Genomic DNA, 17,060 nt, shown 5'->3' with positions numbered 1-17,060 from the left:
ACTACGAAGGATGTTGCGCCCACGCCGAGCAAAACGAGCGCGAGCAGGCCATAAGCGAGCACAAACTGGATGCGCTTCATCATCTCTCTCCCGGACACGGGATCGTGCGTCCCGTTGTCGCGGCAGCGAAGGTAACGCGGAACGCACCGCCGCACCATCCTGAAACGCACGGGACACAATGCCCCGGGGGTCGAGCGTTCAGGCGGTGCCGGTGGCGCTCGACAGCAGCCGGGGATCGATCCCCGCCCGCGCGAAACTGCGCGCCCAGCGGTCGGTCGCATCCGCGTCGGGGTCGAACAGCAGCTCTGCCTCGCCCGGCAGGTTGAACCAGCCGTGGCGCGTCATCTCCGATTCGAGCTGCCCTTCGCCCCAGCCGGCATAGCCCAGCGCGACCAGCCAGCCGCGCGGCCCCGTTCCCTCCGCGATGGCGCGCAGCACATCGACCGTGCCCGACAGCGCCCAGCGACCGTCGACGTTGATCGTGTCCTGCCCGCCCCAGTCGAGCGTGTGGAGCACGAAGCCCCGACGCGGCTCGACGGGGCCGCCCTGATGCACGGGAGCGTCGGGCGCATCGCCGGGATCGATGTCGAACTGGCGCAGCAATTCGTGGAGCCCCAGCCCCTCGATCGTCGTGCCGATGCCGATGCCGAGCGCGCCATCGGCGTCATGCGCGCACATGGCGATGATCGCCCGTTCGAAGCGCGGATCGCCGATGCCGGGCATCGCGAGAAGGAACTGGCCACTGAGATAGCGTCTGGAATCCATGCGGGGTCAGCATATCGCGGTGTCGGCAGCGGCGCCACGCTTGAAAAACGCTGCGCCGAACCCGATTGAACGGGGCCAGATCAAAGCAGGAGCGAAGGCAATGACGATCCAGGTTGGCGACAAGATCCCCGCGGTGAAGCTCACCAAGGTCACCGATTCGGGTGCCGAGCCGGTCGATTCGGCCGATTTCTTCAGCGGCCGCCGCGTTGCGCTGTTTTCGGTGCCCGGCGCCTTCACCCCCACCTGCTCGGCCCGTCACCTGCCGGGCTTTGTCGACAAGGCGGAAGCGATCCGCGCGAAGGGCATCGACGAGATCGCCTGCACCGCGGTCAACGACGCATTCGTGATGGGCGCATGGGCCAAGGCATCCGGCGTCGACGACCGCGTGACGATGCTGGCGGACGGCAACGGCGACTTCGTCGGGGCGCTGGGGCTGACGTTCGACGGTTCGGGATTCGGCATGGGCCAGCGCGGGCAGCGTTTTGCGATGGTCGTCAACGACGGTGTGGTCGAACATCTGTTCGTCGAGGCGCCGGGGCAGTTCGAAGTGAGCTCGGCCGAATATCTGCTCGGCAAGCTCTGAAGGTCCGTGCCGGGCGGGCTCCAGCCGGAACCCGCCCCGCCGCGACGACGTTGATCGCCCGTCAAACCGTGAGGAGAGCCGCGATGGCGAGCAACAGCAACACCGGCAGCGACACCATGACCGAAAGCCCGACCCAATCGCAACGGAACGAGGCGGGAACCGGCCGGGATACCGGCCCGGACAAGGGCAAGTCGCAGCCTGGTGACGGATCGTTTCTCCAATCGGCGCAGCAGGTGATCGGCGATGCCTTTGACGCGACGGTGACTGCCGTTCGCGAGAATCCGGTGACGTCGGCAGCGATTGCCGCGGGTGCCGCCGCCGCGATCGGGGGTGCGGCCTATGCCGCGACGCAACTGCGCGCGAACCGAAACGAACCGCACGACGACTGAGTACGTTCCGGCGGCGCCGCCCCGATCGGATGCGGCGCCGTGCGGGCTTGCCAGCCGCGGCGCGGGTGCTTAGCCCAAGGGCGATGAGCAGAGCATCCGAGATCGTCGCCGAACTGGATCGGCTTTATGGCGCGTCGGTCGACCGCCTTCAGTCCGCCATCACTCGTTACATCACCGAAGGGACGCCGCCCGATCCGAGCGATCGCGCGAACGGCGCCTTCGCCTATCCCGAAATTCACCTGTCCTATCGCGGCGGGCACGACCGCCCCACCCCGCGCCGCTCCTTCGGGCGACTGGTCGATCCGGGCGATTACCACATCAGCGTGTCCAAGCCGGCGATGTTCGCCGAATATCTGGTCGACCAGCTCACGCTGCTGATGGAAGACTATGACATCGAGGTCACCGCGCAGCCGGGGCACCAGGAAATCCCCTTTGCCTATGTGCTCGACCCCGGGCATATCGCGAGCCTCGACCAGATTTCGACTGCCGAACTGGCCCGCCATTTTCCCGCGACCGAACTGGCGCATATCGGCGACGAGATCGCCGACGGGCAGTGGATTTCGCCCGACGGCACCCGGCCGCTGGCGCTGTTCGATGCGTTGCGAACCGATTTCTCGCTCGCGCGGCTGCGCCATTATACCGGCACGCCGCCCGAACATGTGCAGCAATATATCCTGTTCACCAACTATCATCGCTATGTCGACGAATTCGTCCGCTGGGCATGTGCGCAGCTGGGCGACGACAGCCGCTTCACCGGCGTGTCGGGTGCCGGCGGGATCGTCATCAAGCGCGCCGAGGACATGGACCGGCTGGTCAGCGACGGCGCGTGGCGGCGGCACCAGATGCCGGCCTATCACCTGATGGCGCCGGGCCGCACCGGCATCACGCTGGTCAATATCGGCGTCGGCCCGTCGAACGCCAAGACGATCACCGACCATCTTGCCGTGCTCCGTCCCGAGGCGTGGCTGATGATCGGCCATTGCGGCGGGCTGCGCCCAAGCCAGCGGATCGGCGACTATGTGCTCGCCCATGCCTATCTTCGCGACGATCACATCATGGACGACGTGCTGCCGCCGGAAATCCCGATTCCGGCCATTGCCGAGGTCCAGCAGGCGCTCGCGCGTGCGGCGGAGACGGTATCGGGCCAGTCGGGCGACGAACTGAAGCAGCGGCTGCGCACCGGAACGATCGTGACCACCGACGACCGGAACTGGGAGCTGCGCTATTCGAAGACGGCGCTGCGCTTCTCGCTGAGCCGCGCGGTCGGCGTCGACATGGAATCGGCGACGTTGGCGGCGCAGGGCTATCGCTTCCGCGTTCCCTATGGGACGCTGCTCTGCGTCTCGGACAAGCCGCTCCACGGCGAGCTGAAGCTGCCGGGCCAAGCCAACCGCTTTTATGAGCGCGCGATCGCCGAGCATCTGAAGATCGGGATCGAGGCGTGCGAGGAATTGCGGCGCGAAGGCGCAAAATTGCACAGCCGCAAGCTGCGTGCCTTCAACGAACCGCCCTTCCGCTGAGCGGCGGCTGCCGAACCGGGATATCGGGGAAGGCGGGCGCGTTCTCTCCGGCAAAGGAGAGCGCAACATGACCAACCCCGAACCCACGCGTGAAACGCCGTCGACGGACAAGCCCGGCGAAAAGTCGGGCCACGCGCACCAGCCCGACGGGACCGACAGCTCTGCCGAGTGGAACGCCCGCATCGCCGACGAGAACATGATCCCCGACGGCGACGAAGACTGAGCTGAGGCGTCGGCAAAGGGCGGCGCCCGCCCCCCCCCCGCCGGCGCGCCGCCCCCGTCGGATTACCAGCCCTGGGGCTGGCCCTTGTTCTGCTCGTCGAGCCACTTCTTGAGCGGCGCGAAATATTCCATCATCGCCCGGCCCGAGATTTCGCGGGTTCCGGTGAACGCCTGCAGCGCCTCCGGCCACGGCTTCGACGCGCCCATTTCGAGCATCGTGTTCAGGCGTTCGCCCACCTGCTTGTTGCCATAGAACGAGCAGCGGTGGAGCGGCCCCTTCCAGCCGGCCTGGTCGCAGGCCGCCTTGAAGAACTGGAACTGAAGCAGCCGCGCGAGGAAATAGCGGGTATAGGGCACGCTGCCCGCGACGTGGTATTTGGCGCCGGCATCGAACTTGGTCTCGTCGCGCGCCACCGGCGGGACGATCCCCTGATACTGAAGCCGCAGCTTGTTCCACCCGGCCTCGTACTGGCTGGTCGGGATGGTGCCGTCGAACACCTGCCACCGATATTTGTCGACGAGCAGACCGAAGGGCAGGAACGCGACCTTGTCCATCGCCTGACGCAGCAGCAGCCCGATGTCCTTGTCGGCGCTGGGAACGCGGCTCTTTTCGAGCAGTCCGATCTGGACCAGATATTCGGGCGTGATCGACAGCGCGACGAAATCGCCGATCGCTTCGTGGAAGCCGTCGTTGGCGCCGTTGCGATAGAGCGTCGGCTGCGCCTGATAGGCGCGCTGATAATAATTGTGGCCGAGTTCGTGGTGGATCGTGACGAAGTCGTCCGAGTTCACCTTGATGCACATCTTGATGCGCACGTCGTTCTTTTCGTCGAGATCCCATGCCGAGGCATGGCAAAGCACTTCGCGATCGCGCGGCTTCAGGAACTGCGAACGTTCCCAGAAGGTCTGGGGCAGCGGCTTGAAGCCGAGCGAGGAGTAGAAGCCCTCGCCCGTCTGCACCATCTTGCGCCAGTCGTAATCCTTGGCCTTGAGCAGATCGCCAACGTCATAGCCGAGGTCGCCCGCCCCCTTGGGCGCAACGACGTCATAGATGTTGCCCCATTCCTGCGCCCACATATTGCCGAGCAGGTCGGCGCGGATCGGCCCCGACTTGGGCTGGACCGCATCGCCGTATTTCTCGTTGAGCTTGCGCCGGACATAGGTGTGGAGCGCGACATAGAGCGGCTTGACGTCGTTCCACAGCTTGTCGGTCAGCTTGGCGAATTCGGCGGGCGGCATGTCATAGCCCGACCGCCACATCGTGCCGACATCGGGGAAGCCGAGTTCCTTGGCCCCCTCATTCGCGATCGCCGTCATCTTGGCATAGTCGCCGCGCATCGGCGCACCGACCTGATCGTGCCAGCTGACCCACATTTCCTTCAGCTCGTCGGGATTGCGGCTCTCACCCATCGCGGCTTCGATGTCGCTGCCGCTGATCGGCTTGCCGCCGCGGAGACCGTGCCCCTTGCCATAGAAGGAGCCGAGGCGCGTCGAGATCTCGGAGAGCGTCTGCGCCGCGCCCGCGCGCGTCGGCGCCGGCAGCGTGATGCCCGCGCGCAGCATGTCGAGCTGGCGCTTCTGTTCGGCGCTGAGCCCCGGTGCCGACTGGAGCCGCGCGGCCTCCGATGCCCATCGCACCGCCATTTCGGTGCCGCGCGCGCCATATTCGGCGGCCAGCGCGTCGGTATCGTCGGTGATGTAGGTCGCGTTAATCCACGCAACACGCTGCGCCGTCAGGTTGAAATCGGCCAGTTCCTTCTGGACGCGATCGATAAAGGCCTGGGCATCGGCGGCGCTGGGCGCCGTCGCGGGGGCCGCGGGTGCGGCAGCCGTCTGCGCGAAGGCCGGAGTGGCGCTGGCCGCCGCGAGCGCGACGGCGGAAATGGCGGTACGGAACATAAACCCCCAAAATATCGTGGTTTGGATGGGATGACCCTCGCGCGCGGATGCGGGCGGGTCAAGCGGGATGCGTCGCTTGTCAGGCGCCGAGGAAATCGGCGATCGCAGCACCGAGTTCGGGGCGGGCCACCGCACTCATATGATTGCCGGGAATCGACACGAAATGCGCGTTGGGCATCAGTTCGGCGACATCGTGCGCCGATCCGTTGTCGAAATCCTCCTCGCCCGCGATGATCGCGGCGGGCTGTGCCATCGCGGCGATCGCCTCGCGGGGCGTGTCGACAAAGGTGTCGAGAATGCGGAGCAGCGCGACCGGGTCGCCCTTGGTCGTCTTGAGGAACGCCTCGGTCAGCCATTCGGAGCTGCCGCGTTCAAAGCTGCCCAGGTTCGACAGCACGCGACGGAAATAGGTGCCGCGACCGTGGGTGTCGACCAGCCCGGCGAGCCCCATGCCCGCCAGCACGACGCGCCCCGGCGTGGCGCCGTTGGCGAGCATGCGGACCACCGTCCGGGCGCCGAGCGAATAGCCGCCCAGATCGTAATCCGTCAGCCCCAGATGCGCGATCAGCGCGAGGCCGTCCCGCATCAGCACGTCGGGCGGATAGGCTTCGGCGCCGTGCGGGCGTGCGCTTTCGCCATGCGCGCGCAGGTCGGGCATGATGACGCGAAAACCGCGCGCCGCGATCAGATCGGCATGGCCATAGCGGATCCAGTTGACGAACGCGTTCGAGACATAGCCGTGGATCAGCACGACCGGACGCCCCTCGCCGCGCTCGGTCCAGGCGAGCTCGACCCCGTCGAAGCTGGCGAAACGATGATAGACGGGGGGCTGGCTGGCCACGGGAAACTCCTTCACGACGATGGCGATACCCGCCCCCGTTGCGCCGGGCCGAAAGGCCAAGTCAAGCGCGCCACGCCCGCAACCATGCCATCAAAAAGGGCGGAGCGGCCGCCGGCCACCCCGCCCCGATTTTTTCCGGGCGCGCGCGCGTGCCGGATCAGTCCGCCTTTTGCAGATGACGCCGGCCCAGCAGCTCGGCGATCTGCACCGCGTTGAGCGCCGCGCCCTTGCGCAGATTGTCCGATACGCACCACAGCGACAGGCCGTTATCGACGGTGGAGTCCTCGCGCACCCGGCTGACATAGGTCGCGTATTCGCCGACGCATTCGACGGGGGTGACATAACCGCCGTCCTCACGCTTATCGACGAGCATGACCCCCGGGGCCTCGCGCAGGATCGACTGGGCGGTCTCGGCCGAAATCTCGTCCTCGAACTCGAGGTTGATCGCCTCGGAATGGCCGACGAACACCGGCACCCGCACGCAGGTCGCGGTCACCTTGATCTTGGGATCGAGGATCTTCTTGGTCTCGACCACCATCTTCCATTCCTCCTTGGTCGAACCGTCTTCGAGGAAGCTGTCGATGTGCGGGATCACGTTGAACGCGATCTGCTTGGTGAACTTCTTGGGTTCTGCCTGGTCGCCGACGAAGATGTTGCGGCTCTGCTCGAACAGCTCATCCATCCCCGCCTTGCCGGCGCCCGACACCGACTGATAAGTCGCGACGACGACCCGCTTGATCTTTGCGGCGTCGTGCAGCGGCTTGAGCGCCACCACCATCTGGGCGGTCGAACAATTGGGGTTGGCGATGATGTTGCGCGCCTTGTACCCGTCGATCGCCTCCGGATTCACCTCGGGCACGATCAACGGCACGTCGGGATCCATGCGATAGAGCGACGAATTGTCGATCACCGTGCATCCCGCCGCCGCGAACTTGGGCGCGTAGATCTTGGTCGCTTCGGACCCGATCGCGAACAGCGCCATGTCCCAGCCGGCCGGATCGAAATGCTCGATGTTTTTGACTTTGAGTTTGCGCCCGGTCTCGCCGAACTCGACCTCGTCGCCCGTCGAGCGGGACGAAGCCAGAACGGCGATGTCATCCAGCGGAAATTCACGCTCCGCCAGGATGTTCAGCATTTCGCGCCCGACATTGCCGGTAGCGCCAGCGACCACGACACGGTAGCCCATCATCAATCCTTCAGTTTCCGGCCCACAAAACGGCCGGTGCCGCGGCACATGGCCGTCCCGGCGTCGCAGGTAAAGCCCTTTTCGACTTACAAGGCGAAAGATTCATCGCGCCATAGCGCAATTTTGTTACGCACGCTCGCCGTCATCCGGCAAAGCCTTCCAGCGCCTCGCTCGCCTCCATCCACGCCATTTCGGTACGCTCGATAGCGCTTTCAATCTCGGCGCGGCGTTTCATCAGCTCGGTCATCGACAGCTTGGCGAGCGGTCCCTTGGCGGCAGCCGGGTCAGCCATCACCTGATCGACGGCGTCCCGGTCGCCGGTAAGCCGCACAAGCTCGGCCTCCGCGGCCTTGACCGCCTTGCGCAGCGATTGCGATTTCTCGCGAGCATCGGCCGCCTGACGCCGCGCGTCCTTGCGGCTCTGCCGCGCCTCTTCGCGAGCCGCAGGCGCGGCGTCACGCTGAAGGACGAACGCGATATAATCCTCGATGCTGCCGTCGAACGGGCGCGCCGTCCCCTCGTCGACGAGCACCAGCCGGTCGGCTGTCGTCTCGATCATGTGGCGATCGTGACTGACGATCAGCACGGCGCCAGAATAGGCGTTGAGCGCCTGGATCAACGCTTCACGCGCATCGACGTCGAGGTGGTTGGTCGGTTCGTCGAGGATCAGCAGGTGCGGTGCATCGCGCGTGATGAGCGCCAGCGCGAGCCGCGCCCGCTCCCCCCCCGAAAGCCGCCCGACCTCGGTGAGCGCCTTGTCGCCCGAAAAGCCGAACCGGCCGAGCTGGGCTCGCACCGCAGCCGGGGTCGCGCCCTTCATCAGCCGCGCCATGTGCGTCAGCGGCGTTTCGTCGCGATCGAGTTCCTCGACCTGGTACTGGGTGAAATAGCCGATCCGCATCTTGCCGCTGGCAGCCATCGCCCCCTGCATCGGCGCGAGCTGCCCGGCGAGCAATCGCGCGAGCGTGGTCTTGCCGTTGCCGTTGCGGCCAAGCAGCGCGATCCGGTCGTCCGGGTCGATACGCAGGTTCAGGCGGCGCAGCACCGGCCGCTCGCCATAACCGACTTCGGCCATGTCGAGCGTGATGAGCGGCGGGCGCAAGGCCTCCGGATCGGGGAAGTCGAAGCTGAGTGTCGGGTCGTCGACCATCTCGGCGATTGGCTGCATCCGCGCCAGCGCCTTGGCACGGCTCTGCGCCTGCTTGGCCGTCGACGCGCGTGCCGAGTTGCGGCGGATATAGTCCTGGAGCTTCTCGCGCTCGGCCTGCTGCTTGGCCCGCGCGGCGGCGACCTGCGCCTGGCGCTCCGCACGCTGACGCTCGAAGGCGTCATAGCCGCCGGGATAGAGGCTGAGCTTGCCGCGATCGAGGTGCAGGATGTGATTGACGACGTTGTTGAGGAAATCGCGCTCGTGGCTGACGAGCACGATCGTCGCGGGATAGGATTTGAGGAAATCCTCGAGCCACAGCACCGCCTCGAGGTCGAGGTGGTTCGAAGGCTCGTCGAGCAGCAGCAGATCGGGCTGGGAGAAGAGCAACGCGGCCAGCGCGACGCGCATCCGCCAGCCGCCCGAGAAGCTTTCGAGCGGCCGGTGTTGCGCGGCCTCGTCGAACCCCAGCCCTTCCAGGATGCGCGCTGCCCGTGCCGGGGCAGCATGCGCATCGATCGCAATCAGCCGTTCGTGCAGTTCCGCAAGGCGTTCGGGATCGGCACAGGTCTCGCTCTCGACCATCAGCGCAGCGCGTTCGCGGTCGGCCTCGAGCACCGTTTCGAACGGCGTCGCCTGGCCGGCCGGCGCCTCCTGCGCGACATAGCCGAGCCGCGCCTGACGCGGCATGTCGACGCTGCCCTCGTCCGGGTCGAGCTGGCCCGCGATCACGCGCACGAGCGTCGACTTGCCCGCACCGTTGCGACCGACCAGTCCGATGCGACCGCGCGGCGGCAATGCCGCGCTGGCACGGTCGAGGATGGTGCGGCCGCCCAGCCGCACCGTGATGTCCGAAAGCGTCAGCATTGCACGATCGTCCGGCCCGAAACGCGGCCGACAGGTAAACGGGAAACTGGGCAGATCACTGGCCGGGAGCGCTCCGTTCGAGGAAGTTGAGGATCGTGCCCCACAGATGTTCGCTGATCCCAGGCCCGGCGACGCGATGCGTCTGGCCCGGATAGAGCATCATTTCGAACGGCACCTTCTGCTGCTGCAACGTCGCCGCCATCGCGGTGTGGTGTTCGAGCACGACATTGTCATCGGCCATGCCGTGGATCAGCAGCAGCGGATCGCGGATGCGTGCCGCGTCGCGGATCGTGTTCGATGCCGCATAGGCCTCGGGCACCTGACTGGGGTTGCCCATATAGCGTTCGGTATAGTGGGTGTCGTACAACTCCCACTTGGTCACCGGCGCGCCCGAGACACCCGCCGCGAAGGCGCCCGGGGCGGCTTCGAGCATCTTGAGCGTCATATAGCCGCCATAGGACCAGCCATAGGTCACGATCCGCTTGGGATCGACGAACGGCAGCGTCTTCAGATAGTCGGCGCCGGCAAGCTGGTCCTTGACCTCGACGCTGCCCATGGCCTGCCAGATCGCGCTTTCGAAGCGCACGCCGCGATTGGCCGAGCCGCGATTGTCGATCTGGAACCAGATATAGCCGCGATCGACCAGATATTGCTGCAACGTCCCGCCCCAAGCACGGCTGACGGTCTGGACGTGCGGCCCGCCATAATGCTGGAAGAACACCGGATAACGCTTGCCGGGTTCGAGCGGCGGCGTGATCATCTCCCAATGAAGATCGGTGCCGTCCTCGGCCTTGATCGTGCCGAAGCTGCGTTCGCGATGGCTGGCGAGATAGGCGTGATAGGGATGCTGCGGGTCGCTGACCGCGTTCTCGCTGACCCAGGCCACCCGCTTGCCGGTCGCGTCGGCAAGATAGACCTGCGCCGGCTGGCTGGGGTTGGACCGCGTGATGATCGCCCGGCTCGCCGTGCGGTCCATCGTCGCGCCGTTCCACCAGCCGCGCTCGGTCAGCCGCGTCACCGTGCCCGGATGGGCGAGATCGACCGAATAGAGGTGCCGCTCGAGAACGTCATCCTTGTTGCCGAGGAAGAAGATGCGCCCCTTCTGTTCGTCGACGCCGACGACGTCGGCGACGACCTCCCACGGCCCCTTGGTGAGCTGCGTCCATTTGCCCGCCTTGAAACGATAGAGATGGCCATGGCCGTCGCGTTCGGACCACCAGATCAGGCCGCCGTCCTTCAACGGCGTCAGCGCATAGGACAGGTTCACCCAGCTGCGCGGGGCCGCCTTTTCGGTGAACAATATTTGCGAGGCGCCGGTCGACGGATCGACGGCGAGTAGGTCGAGCTGCGTCTGCGCGCGGTTCTGGCGCTGGACATACAGCGTCTTGCCGTCTTTCGCCCAGTCGACGCGCGCCAGATAGATGTCGCGATCGGCGCCGAGGTCGACCTTGACGCGTCCGCCGCCTGCGGGATCGAGCACCCAGAGCTCGACGAGCGCATTGGGCGTTCCGGCCTTGGGATAGCGTTGCTGATAGATGCTCGTCCCTTCGGCGCCGATCGCGGCACGCGTCACCACGCCGACGGGCGCCTCGTCGAACCGCTCGACCGCCACGCGCTTGTCGTCGGGCGACCACCAATAGCCGCTGAAGCGCGCCATTTCTTCCTGCGCGACGAACTCCGCCTCACCCCAATGCACGGTGCCGGCACCGTCGTCGGTGATCCGCCGCGGCGTCCCGCCCCCCAGCGCCATGACGACCAGGTTCTGGTCCTGGACATAGCTGGCATAGCCGCCCGCGGGGCTCACCTCGGCGTTGAGCTTCGGACCCGCACCGGCGGGAAGCTTGCGAACCGACCCGTCGATCGACGCAAGGTAGAGCTCGCCATCGAGGGGAACGAGCAGCGACCGCGCATCGGGCGCCCAGTCATAGGCGATGATCCCCTTGCTCCCCGCGATACGCGCGCGCTCGCGCTGCATCTTTTCGGCTTCGGACAGTTCGGCGGTGCCGCCGAACTTCTTCGAATCGACGAGCATCCGCCACTCGCCGGTGGCCGTATCCATCGCCCACAGGTCGAAGCGTTCCTTTTCGTCGGGGCGGTTGCGCAGCATCGTCAGCCACTTGCCGTCGGGCGACAGCGACATGCGGCGGGGCGCGGTGCCATCGAGGCCCGGGCTCGCAAAGACACGTTGCAGCGTCAGGTCGCTCGACTGACCGACGATCTGCGCGCCGGCCTGCGCCAAGGCCTCACCGTTCGCCACAACACCCCCAAGGCTCAACAGCGTCAGTCCCAGCAACCATTTGCGCATTCCCACGACTCCGAAAGGCCCCCGCATCGGCGGGGCAGGCGGGCGTTATTGCGGGACGAACGCCGGGGGTAAAGTGCCGAGCGTCGGAGCTCCCCGCAAAGGCGGACAATGCACGATCTGAGCGGACGGGGCGCGCCCCGCCCTGCAAGTCAATCGTATACCGATACTTGGAATTTCCCAGTAACTTTTCGACCAGCGAAGTCATTTGGCAGGACAACCGCGGTTTTCGCACCACGCATCGCCACTTCGCCAACTAAATCATCAGATTAACCCATTTTTAACGCTTATTGTCCAGAAATGAGACCAATCCTCCTCGAAGAAGGAGGGCTTGTCCCCCCGGGCCGCGCGTTTTTGGGCAGAGGGCTTGCGTATGTCGTCCGTTGACGGCCAGTACCACGGCGTTGCCAGCGAACTGGGGCTGCTCGTGCAGCTTCTGCGGGAAAGCTGGCCTGTTCCCTGTTCGGTCACGCCAGCCACGCTGGGGATCGGCACGGGTCCAGGCGCGCGCCGCGCCTTTCTCGATGCCGTGCTCTATATGAGCGATCACGGCCTGCTGTCCTATGAGGCGCTGGTGGTGTGCAACGGCGATCCGCGCATCATCGAGGCGACGCTGACCGCGCGCGGCCGGATCATGCTGAATACCCCGGTTCCGGGTGCGATGGGCGCCGGCGTCGGCGCCGGAAGTGCTACGCCGCCACCCGCTGCGGCTTGCTGATCGGATTTTCGCCCGCTTCGGCGAGTGCGACGACCGCCTGGGCGATATCGGCCAGGTGACGCAACAGGTCGCGCGTGTTCTGGTCGGGCGCTCGCCCGCGGCGCCCCAGAATGACGAGTTGCCCCCGCGGCGCATCATCGTCACCGCGGAACGGCAGCGAAACGAACCGGGCAAAACCCGCTTCGGCGGCATGGATCGGGTTGGCGAGCCGCGCGCGGCCGACTGCCAGGAAAGGGAAGCTGCCGTCCGCGAACGAGGGAAGCGTACCCTCCTCATCGAGCCCGAGCTGTTCGCGAACGTCGGCCGAACAATGGGGAGCAATCAGCATCGCGCCTTCGGCCTCGGCCGTCGAACGGGCGAGTTCGAGCAGGCCGCGAAGCATCGCACCGCCCTGGCTGGGCAGCATCGCATCCTGCGCTTCGCAACCAAGAATCGAAGGCTCGAACACTGCGCTTCTCCTACCCGCATTCTGGGCCGATCTGCCCATGGCCAAACCCGGCCTGCATGATTTGGGTAGATGTTCCGTTAACGCAGGCCAAATCACGAATTGTACGATACGGTGCAGGCCATAGGCACCAAAGGGCAGGCCGCGCCCGGCCGGGCAGCCCACGAATTCGGGCAAAAAGAAAGGGCGCCAGAGCCTTGCTCCGGCGCCCCTGCAGAACTCCCTGACGGGCCGCGCCTTACTCGGCGGCAGTCGCCGTTTCGGTACGGGTGTCGCGACGCTCGGCAATACGCGCCGACTTGCCGGTACGGCCACGCAGATAATAGAGCTTCGCGCGACGGACGACGCCACGACGGACGACGTCGATCGATTCGACATTGGGCGAATAAAGCGGGAAGACGCGCTCGACGCCTTCGCCGAACGAGATCTTGCGCACGGTGAACGAGCTGCCCATGCCCTTGTTGGCGCGCGCGATGCAGACGCCTTCGAAGTTCTGGACGCGGGTACGGTCGCCTTCGACGACCTTCACGCCGACGCGCAGCGTGTCACCGGGACGGAATTCGGGAATCTTCTTCGCTTCGTTGAACTTGGCGATCTGCTCGGCTTCGAGCTTCTGAATCAGGTTCATTTCGTAACGTCCTGTTTTCGTTGCCGCGCGCCAGAGGGAGACTGGACCCGAGCGCCCTCATGACGCTCCCAAAGATCCGGCCTCCTTAGCCGTGTGTCTTGCTCGGATCGCGCCTGACGCCAGGCGGCGATCTTTGCATGATCCCCCGATCGCAGCACTTCGGGGATCGTGCGCCCTTCCCATTCGACAGGTCGGGTATATTGCGGATATTCGAGCAGCCCCGTTTCGAAGCTCTCTTCCATTCCGCTGGAAGCGGCGCCCATTACGCCGGGAACGAGCCGAATGCAAGCGTCGAGCAGCGTCAGCGCCGCCATTTCACCGCCCGAAAGAATGTAATCGCCGATCGACACTTCCTCGATCTCGCGCGCTTCGAAGATCCGCTCGTCGAAACCCTCGAACCGGCCGCACAGCACGATCACGCCCGGCCCCGCCGCAAGTTCGCGCACGCGCGCCTGGCGCAGCGGCCGCCCGCGCGGCGTCATCGCAAGCAGCGGCCGACCGTCCCGGGCGACGCTGTCGATCGCGGCGGCAACCACATCGGCGCGCAGCACCATCCCCGCCCCGCCCCCGGCCGGCGTGTCGTCGACCGAACGATGCTTGTCGGTCGCGAAGTCACGGATCTGGACGGTCTCGATCGACCAGAGCCCCTCGCGCAGCCCCCTGCCCGCCAGCGAAATGCCTAGCGGACCGGGGAACATCTCCGGATAGAGCGTCAACAGGGTGGCAGCAAAAGTCACAGCGTCCAGTTCTCGATCTTGGGGCCGGGCGTATCGGCAAAACCGCCTTTATCGTCGACGAAGTGGCGCGCCTGGCGGAAAACAGGAGCCCCCGCGATGGCGCGCTCGCCCGTTCGCCCGGCGCCCCCATCGACGCGCCGTGTATACAGCGCGCGGCCCGGGAGCAATGCGAGCGGCTTCAACGCCAATGCTCGACGCGCAGCCCTGCCACCGGGCGGAAATCACCGACATTGTCGGTGACGAGCACCGCGCCGAGCGACAAGGCGTGCGCCGCGATCAGCCGGTCGTGCCGCCCCCGGGCCGCCCGCGCCGCCGGATAGGCGCGCGCCGCAGCCGCATCGAACGCGATGACCGGAATGGTACCGATCAACCTGTCGAGCGCCGCCAGCCCCGCCTCGCCGCGCCGAGCGGCACCGGCAACCAATTCGGCGTGGCTGATCGCCGACATCGCGATCGTGCCCGGATCGGCGGCCGCGATACGCCGCATCGCCGGTGCGCTGCTCCCCCGCAACACGCGGATGCATACGCAGCTGTCGATCAGATAAGTGGGCGTGGACATCGGCAGGGCCGATAGCATTCGCGCCCGGAACCTGTCGCGCCCCTTGCGCGCTTCGCCCACGATGGACGACTGCATCATCATCGGCGCCGGCCCCGCGGGACTGACCGCGGCAATCTATCTCGCGCGCTTTCACCTGCGGATCCGCCTGTTCGACTGCGGTTCGAGCCGCGCCGCGCTGATCCCGCGCACGCGGAACCATGCCGGTTATCCCGACGGCATCGCCGGCACCGAATTGCTGGCGCTGATGCGCACCCAGGCAGAACGCTATGGTGCGGTGTGCGAAGCCGCCGAGGTGACCGGGCTGCGTCTCGTCGACGCCGACCCCGGCGCCCCCGTCTTCGGCGTGCGCGTGCGCGACGAGGAGCGTGCCGCGCGCACGGTTCTGCTCGCGACCGGCGTCGTCAATCATCGCCCGGACATGCCCGACGCCCTGCACGACGCGGCGCTGGCACGCGGCCTCATTCGCTATTGCCCGATATGCGACGGCTATGAAGTGACCGACCGCCGCGTCGGCGTGGTCGGAACCGGCGAGCATGGCGCACGCGAGGCGCTGTTTCTGCGGAGCTACACGCGCGACGTGACGCTGATCGCACCCGATCGCCACGCGCTGCCGGATGCGATGGCCGCACGGCTGCGCGAGGCCGACGTCGATTGTATCGACGGACCGCCGCGTGAATGGGCGATCGATGGCGATTGCATCGCACTCACCACGGCACGAGGCCGCATGGGTTTCGACAGCATCTATCCCGCGCTCGGCTCCCGCATCCGGTCGGGCCTTGCGGTCCAGGCGGGCGCCCGCGCCGATCCGGTCGGCTGTCTCGAGGTCGACGACCACCAGCGCACGTCGGTTCCGGGCCTCTTTGCCGCCGGCGATGTCGCGCGCGGCCTCGACCAGATCAGCCATGCGATGGGCGAGGCCGGAGTCGCCGCGACGACGATCCGCAACATGCTCGACGCGCGACGCCCGCTCTGGCGCTGAGCTTTCGGAAGGGGACGCATGGCGCCCCGCCGGTCATTCGACGAAGGCGCTCGCAACCACCAGTCGCGCGGCATCCCATTCGGGTACCGCCTCGGGGCGCATCGGCACCATGAAGCGCTTGCCGTCGGGGCGCTCGATCTCGAGCACATCGCCGGCACCGAAATTGTCGATGGCGGCGACCCGGCCGACCGGATCGCCGGCATCGCTGACCACGGGCAGGCCGATCAGATCGACGTGATAATATTCACCCTCGGCGAGCGGCGGCAGCGCCGAGCGCGGAACCGTGAGTTCGGTCCCGCGCAATCCCTCGGCAGCGTTGCGATCGCCGACCTCGGCAAAGCGCGCGATCGCACCGTTCGGGCCTTCGCGCAGGCTCTTGAGCGTCAAGGTGCCGCCGTTGAAGCGGCGATATTGCGCCAGATCGTCGGCAAAGACCTTCAATCGGACCTCGCCCGCGATTCCGTGCGCGCCGATCACGACGGCAAGCGTTACCGCCCGTTCGCTGTTCATCGTTTCCCTCGGAAACAACACCGCCCCGGACGCTCGCGTCCGGGGCGACGATGGATTGGCATCCGGCTCCGATCGGGCTCAACCTTCGGGCGAACCCGGCTGCGGGCCGGGCACCTCGTCGGCGCCTTCCGTCGGCGCATCGGTCGAAACGCCGGTCGGGCGAGGATGCGGATCATCCGGCGTAGCGGGCACCTGCCCCGCCGGTTCCTGCGGCTGCTTGCTGGTCATGCGGCCTTCCTTTCGCTGCAAAGACGCAGGGGAAACGCCGCACGACCGGCAACGGCCTCACGCCTCGGCGGCTTCCTCGGCCGGAGCGGCTGCAGCCTCGGCAGCAGCGCGCGCCTTTTCGGCACGCTCTTCGGCGCGTTCCTTGGCCTTTTCGCCCGGCTCGGCCTTCTTCGGATTGTTGCGCGGCGAACGCTCCTTGACGCCGGCGGCGTCGAGGAAGCGGGCGACGCGGTCGGTCGGCTGCGCGCCCATCTTCAGCCAGTGCGCCGCACGCTCGGTGTCGAGCTTGATGCGCTCGGCCGAATCCTTGGCGAGCAGCGGATTGTACGTGCCGATCTTCTCGATGAACTTGCCGTCACGCGGCGCGCGCGCGTCGGCGATCACGATCCGGTAATAGGGGCGCTTCTTCGAACCGCCGCGCGACAGACGCATAGAGAGAGCCATAGTCTTCCTTCTTCTTTCTTCGTTTCGTCCGGCGGTTCGCCGGCAGGTCTTGGTTGGGGTTGCGGTCTGGCTCGGACGACGCGGTGGCGCC

Annotated in this window: 20 protein-coding genes; 6 read left to right on the top strand and 14 right to left on the bottom strand. The window is 66.6% G+C overall.

All coding sequences use genetic code 11. The features are described 5' to 3' along the window. Positions 1-198 precede the first annotated feature (198 nt). Entirely contained in the window at positions 199-765 is a 567-nt protein-coding gene (locus ACT3CF_RS06485; RefSeq protein ID WP_478421246.1) for a YqgE/AlgH family protein, read from the bottom strand. A 100-nt stretch (positions 766-865) separates the two neighbouring features. Between ACT3CF_RS06485 and ACT3CF_RS06480 the strand changes: the two genes are divergently transcribed. From ACT3CF_RS06480 to ACT3CF_RS06465, 4 genes are all read left to right on the top strand, one after another. Beyond that, on the top strand, positions 866-1,348 hold the full coding sequence (locus ACT3CF_RS06480; RefSeq protein ID WP_478421244.1) for a redoxin family protein: 483 nt from the start codon (positions 866-868) through the stop codon (positions 1,346-1,348). An 83-nt stretch (positions 1,349-1,431) separates the two neighbouring features. After that, complete coding sequence (locus ACT3CF_RS06475; protein ID WP_478421242.1) at positions 1,432-1,737, top strand: hypothetical protein; 306 nt, start codon at positions 1,432-1,434, stop codon at positions 1,735-1,737. A gap of 83 nt (positions 1,738-1,820) precedes the next feature. Further along, positions 1,821-3,257, top strand: coding sequence for an AMP nucleosidase (locus ACT3CF_RS06470; RefSeq protein ID WP_478421240.1), 1,437 nt, complete (start codon positions 1,821-1,823; stop codon positions 3,255-3,257). Positions 3,258-3,324: 67 nt separating this feature from the next. Further along, complete coding sequence (locus ACT3CF_RS06465) at positions 3,325-3,480, top strand: hypothetical protein (protein WP_478421238.1); 156 nt, start codon at positions 3,325-3,327, stop codon at positions 3,478-3,480. A 62-nt stretch (positions 3,481-3,542) separates the two neighbouring features. Here the strand turns inward: ACT3CF_RS06465 and ACT3CF_RS06460 are convergent, their stop codons facing one another. The 5 genes from ACT3CF_RS06460 to ACT3CF_RS06440 all read right to left on the bottom strand — a co-directional run bounded on the left by ACT3CF_RS06460 (position 3,543) and on the right by ACT3CF_RS06440 (position 11,724). Next, the gene (locus tag ACT3CF_RS06460; protein ID WP_478421237.1) at positions 3,543-5,378 is read right to left on the bottom strand and encodes a M2 family metallopeptidase; all 1,836 of its coding nucleotides are present in this window, start codon (positions 5,376-5,378) and stop codon (positions 3,543-3,545) included. Between the two features lie 79 nt (positions 5,379-5,457). After that, on the bottom strand, positions 5,458-6,219 hold the full coding sequence (locus ACT3CF_RS06455; protein WP_478421236.1) for an alpha/beta fold hydrolase: 762 nt from the start codon (positions 6,217-6,219) through the stop codon (positions 5,458-5,460). Between the two features lie 157 nt (positions 6,220-6,376). Further along, a complete protein-coding gene (locus ACT3CF_RS06450; RefSeq protein WP_478421388.1) occupies positions 6,377-7,405 on the bottom strand; it encodes an aspartate-semialdehyde dehydrogenase in 1,029 nt (342 codons plus the stop codon). A 142-nt stretch (positions 7,406-7,547) separates the two neighbouring features. Further along, positions 7,548-9,419 (bottom strand): ABC-F family ATP-binding cassette domain-containing protein, encoded by a 1,872-nt coding sequence (locus ACT3CF_RS06445; RefSeq protein ID WP_478421235.1) that lies wholly within the window; start codon positions 9,417-9,419, stop codon positions 7,548-7,550. A 55-nt stretch (positions 9,420-9,474) separates the two neighbouring features. Beyond that, positions 9,475-11,724, bottom strand: a complete 2,250-nt coding sequence (locus ACT3CF_RS06440; RefSeq protein ID WP_478421234.1) for a S9 family peptidase — start codon at positions 11,722-11,724, stop codon at positions 9,475-9,477. A gap of 370 nt (positions 11,725-12,094) precedes the next feature. On the opposite strand from ACT3CF_RS06440, the gene ACT3CF_RS06435 reads away from it, so the two are divergent. Then, on the top strand, positions 12,095-12,439 hold the full coding sequence (locus tag ACT3CF_RS06435) for a hypothetical protein (protein ID WP_478421232.1): 345 nt from the start codon (positions 12,095-12,097) through the stop codon (positions 12,437-12,439). Here ACT3CF_RS06435 and ACT3CF_RS06430 read toward each other — a convergent pair. The 5 genes from ACT3CF_RS06430 to ACT3CF_RS06410 form a co-directional block, all read right to left on the bottom strand. After that, positions 12,411-12,887, bottom strand: coding sequence for a hypothetical protein (locus tag ACT3CF_RS06430; protein WP_478421231.1), 477 nt, complete (start codon positions 12,885-12,887; stop codon positions 12,411-12,413). The genes ACT3CF_RS06435 and ACT3CF_RS06430 overlap by 29 nt on opposite strands. A gap of 235 nt (positions 12,888-13,122) precedes the next feature. Further along, entirely contained in the window at positions 13,123-13,512 is a 390-nt protein-coding gene (rplS, locus tag ACT3CF_RS06425) for a 50S ribosomal protein L19 (RefSeq protein WP_478421229.1), read from the bottom strand. Next, on the bottom strand, positions 13,509-14,249 hold the full coding sequence (gene trmD, locus ACT3CF_RS06420; protein ID WP_478421227.1) for a tRNA (guanosine(37)-N1)-methyltransferase TrmD: 741 nt from the start codon (positions 14,247-14,249) through the stop codon (positions 13,509-13,511). Before trmD ends, rplS begins: the two co-directional genes overlap by 4 nt. Continuing rightward, positions 14,246-14,431, bottom strand: coding sequence for a hypothetical protein (locus ACT3CF_RS06415; protein WP_478421225.1), 186 nt, complete (start codon positions 14,429-14,431; stop codon positions 14,246-14,248). The genes trmD and ACT3CF_RS06415 overlap by 4 nt, the downstream gene beginning before the upstream one ends. Then, complete coding sequence (locus tag ACT3CF_RS06410; protein WP_478421223.1) at positions 14,428-14,808, bottom strand: PIN domain-containing protein; 381 nt, start codon at positions 14,806-14,808, stop codon at positions 14,428-14,430. Before ACT3CF_RS06410 ends, ACT3CF_RS06415 begins: the two co-directional genes overlap by 4 nt. A gap of 61 nt (positions 14,809-14,869) precedes the next feature. Here ACT3CF_RS06410 and ACT3CF_RS06405 point away from each other — a divergent pair, with 61 nt between their 5' ends. Then, positions 14,870-15,787, top strand: a complete 918-nt coding sequence (locus tag ACT3CF_RS06405; RefSeq protein WP_478421387.1) for an NAD(P)/FAD-dependent oxidoreductase — start codon at positions 14,870-14,872, stop codon at positions 15,785-15,787. A gap of 33 nt (positions 15,788-15,820) precedes the next feature. Here the strand turns inward: ACT3CF_RS06405 and rimM are convergent, their stop codons facing one another. The 3 genes from rimM to rpsP all read right to left on the bottom strand — a co-directional run bounded on the left by rimM (position 15,821) and on the right by rpsP (position 16,969). Next, positions 15,821-16,297 (bottom strand): ribosome maturation factor RimM, encoded by a 477-nt coding sequence (gene rimM / locus ACT3CF_RS06400; protein ID WP_478421221.1) that lies wholly within the window; start codon positions 16,295-16,297, stop codon positions 15,821-15,823. A gap of 78 nt (positions 16,298-16,375) precedes the next feature. Continuing rightward, positions 16,376-16,525 (bottom strand): hypothetical protein, encoded by a 150-nt coding sequence (locus tag ACT3CF_RS06395; RefSeq protein WP_478421220.1) that lies wholly within the window; start codon positions 16,523-16,525, stop codon positions 16,376-16,378. Positions 16,526-16,582: 57 nt separating this feature from the next. Then, positions 16,583-16,969 (bottom strand): 30S ribosomal protein S16, encoded by a 387-nt coding sequence (gene rpsP / locus ACT3CF_RS06390; protein WP_478421219.1) that lies wholly within the window; start codon positions 16,967-16,969, stop codon positions 16,583-16,585. Positions 16,970-17,060: the final 91 nt, after the last annotated feature.

The sequence above is a fragment of the Sphingomonas chlorellae genome, from assembly GCF_056485145.1.
This window is presented reverse-complemented; position numbering and strand designations above follow the sequence as displayed.

Bases quoted from the DNA above. Each gene is read 5' to 3' on its own strand.
- ACT3CF_RS06485 (WP_478421246.1), bottom strand. From the start codon at position 765: ATGGATTCCAGACGCTATCTCAGTGGCCAGTTCCTTCTCGCGATGCCC.
- ACT3CF_RS06480 (WP_478421244.1), top strand. From the start codon at position 866: ATGACGATCCAGGTTGGCGACAAGATCCCCGCGGTGAAGCTCACCAAG.
- ACT3CF_RS06475 (WP_478421242.1), top strand. From the start codon at position 1,432: ATGGCGAGCAACAGCAACACCGGCAGCGACACCATGACCGAAAGCCCG.
- ACT3CF_RS06470 (WP_478421240.1), top strand. From the start codon at position 1,821: ATGAGCAGAGCATCCGAGATCGTCGCCGAACTGGATCGGCTTTATGGC.
- ACT3CF_RS06465 (WP_478421238.1), top strand. From the start codon at position 3,325: ATGACCAACCCCGAACCCACGCGTGAAACGCCGTCGACGGACAAGCCC.
- ACT3CF_RS06460 (WP_478421237.1), bottom strand. From the start codon at position 5,378: ATGTTCCGTACCGCCATTTCCGCCGTCGCGCTCGCGGCGGCCAGCGCC.
- ACT3CF_RS06450 (WP_478421388.1), bottom strand. From the start codon at position 7,405: ATGGGCTACCGTGTCGTGGTCGCTGGCGCTACCGGCAATGTCGGGCGC.
- ACT3CF_RS06445 (WP_478421235.1), bottom strand. From the start codon at position 9,419: ATGCTGACGCTTTCGGACATCACGGTGCGGCTGGGCGGCCGCACCATC.
- ACT3CF_RS06440 (WP_478421234.1), bottom strand. From the start codon at position 11,724: ATGCGCAAATGGTTGCTGGGACTGACGCTGTTGAGCCTTGGGGGTGTT.
- ACT3CF_RS06435 (WP_478421232.1), top strand. From the start codon at position 12,095: ATGTCGTCCGTTGACGGCCAGTACCACGGCGTTGCCAGCGAACTGGGG.
- rplS (WP_478421229.1), bottom strand. From the start codon at position 13,512: ATGAACCTGATTCAGAAGCTCGAAGCCGAGCAGATCGCCAAGTTCAAC.
- ACT3CF_RS06410 (WP_478421223.1), bottom strand. From the start codon at position 14,808: ATGTCCACGCCCACTTATCTGATCGACAGCTGCGTATGCATCCGCGTG.
- ACT3CF_RS06405 (WP_478421387.1), top strand. From the start codon at position 14,870: ATGGACGACTGCATCATCATCGGCGCCGGCCCCGCGGGACTGACCGCG.
- rimM (WP_478421221.1), bottom strand. From the start codon at position 16,297: ATGAACAGCGAACGGGCGGTAACGCTTGCCGTCGTGATCGGCGCGCAC.
- ACT3CF_RS06395 (WP_478421220.1), bottom strand. From the start codon at position 16,525: ATGACCAGCAAGCAGCCGCAGGAACCGGCGGGGCAGGTGCCCGCTACG.
- rpsP (WP_478421219.1), bottom strand. From the start codon at position 16,969: ATGGCTCTCTCTATGCGTCTGTCGCGCGGCGGTTCGAAGAAGCGCCCC.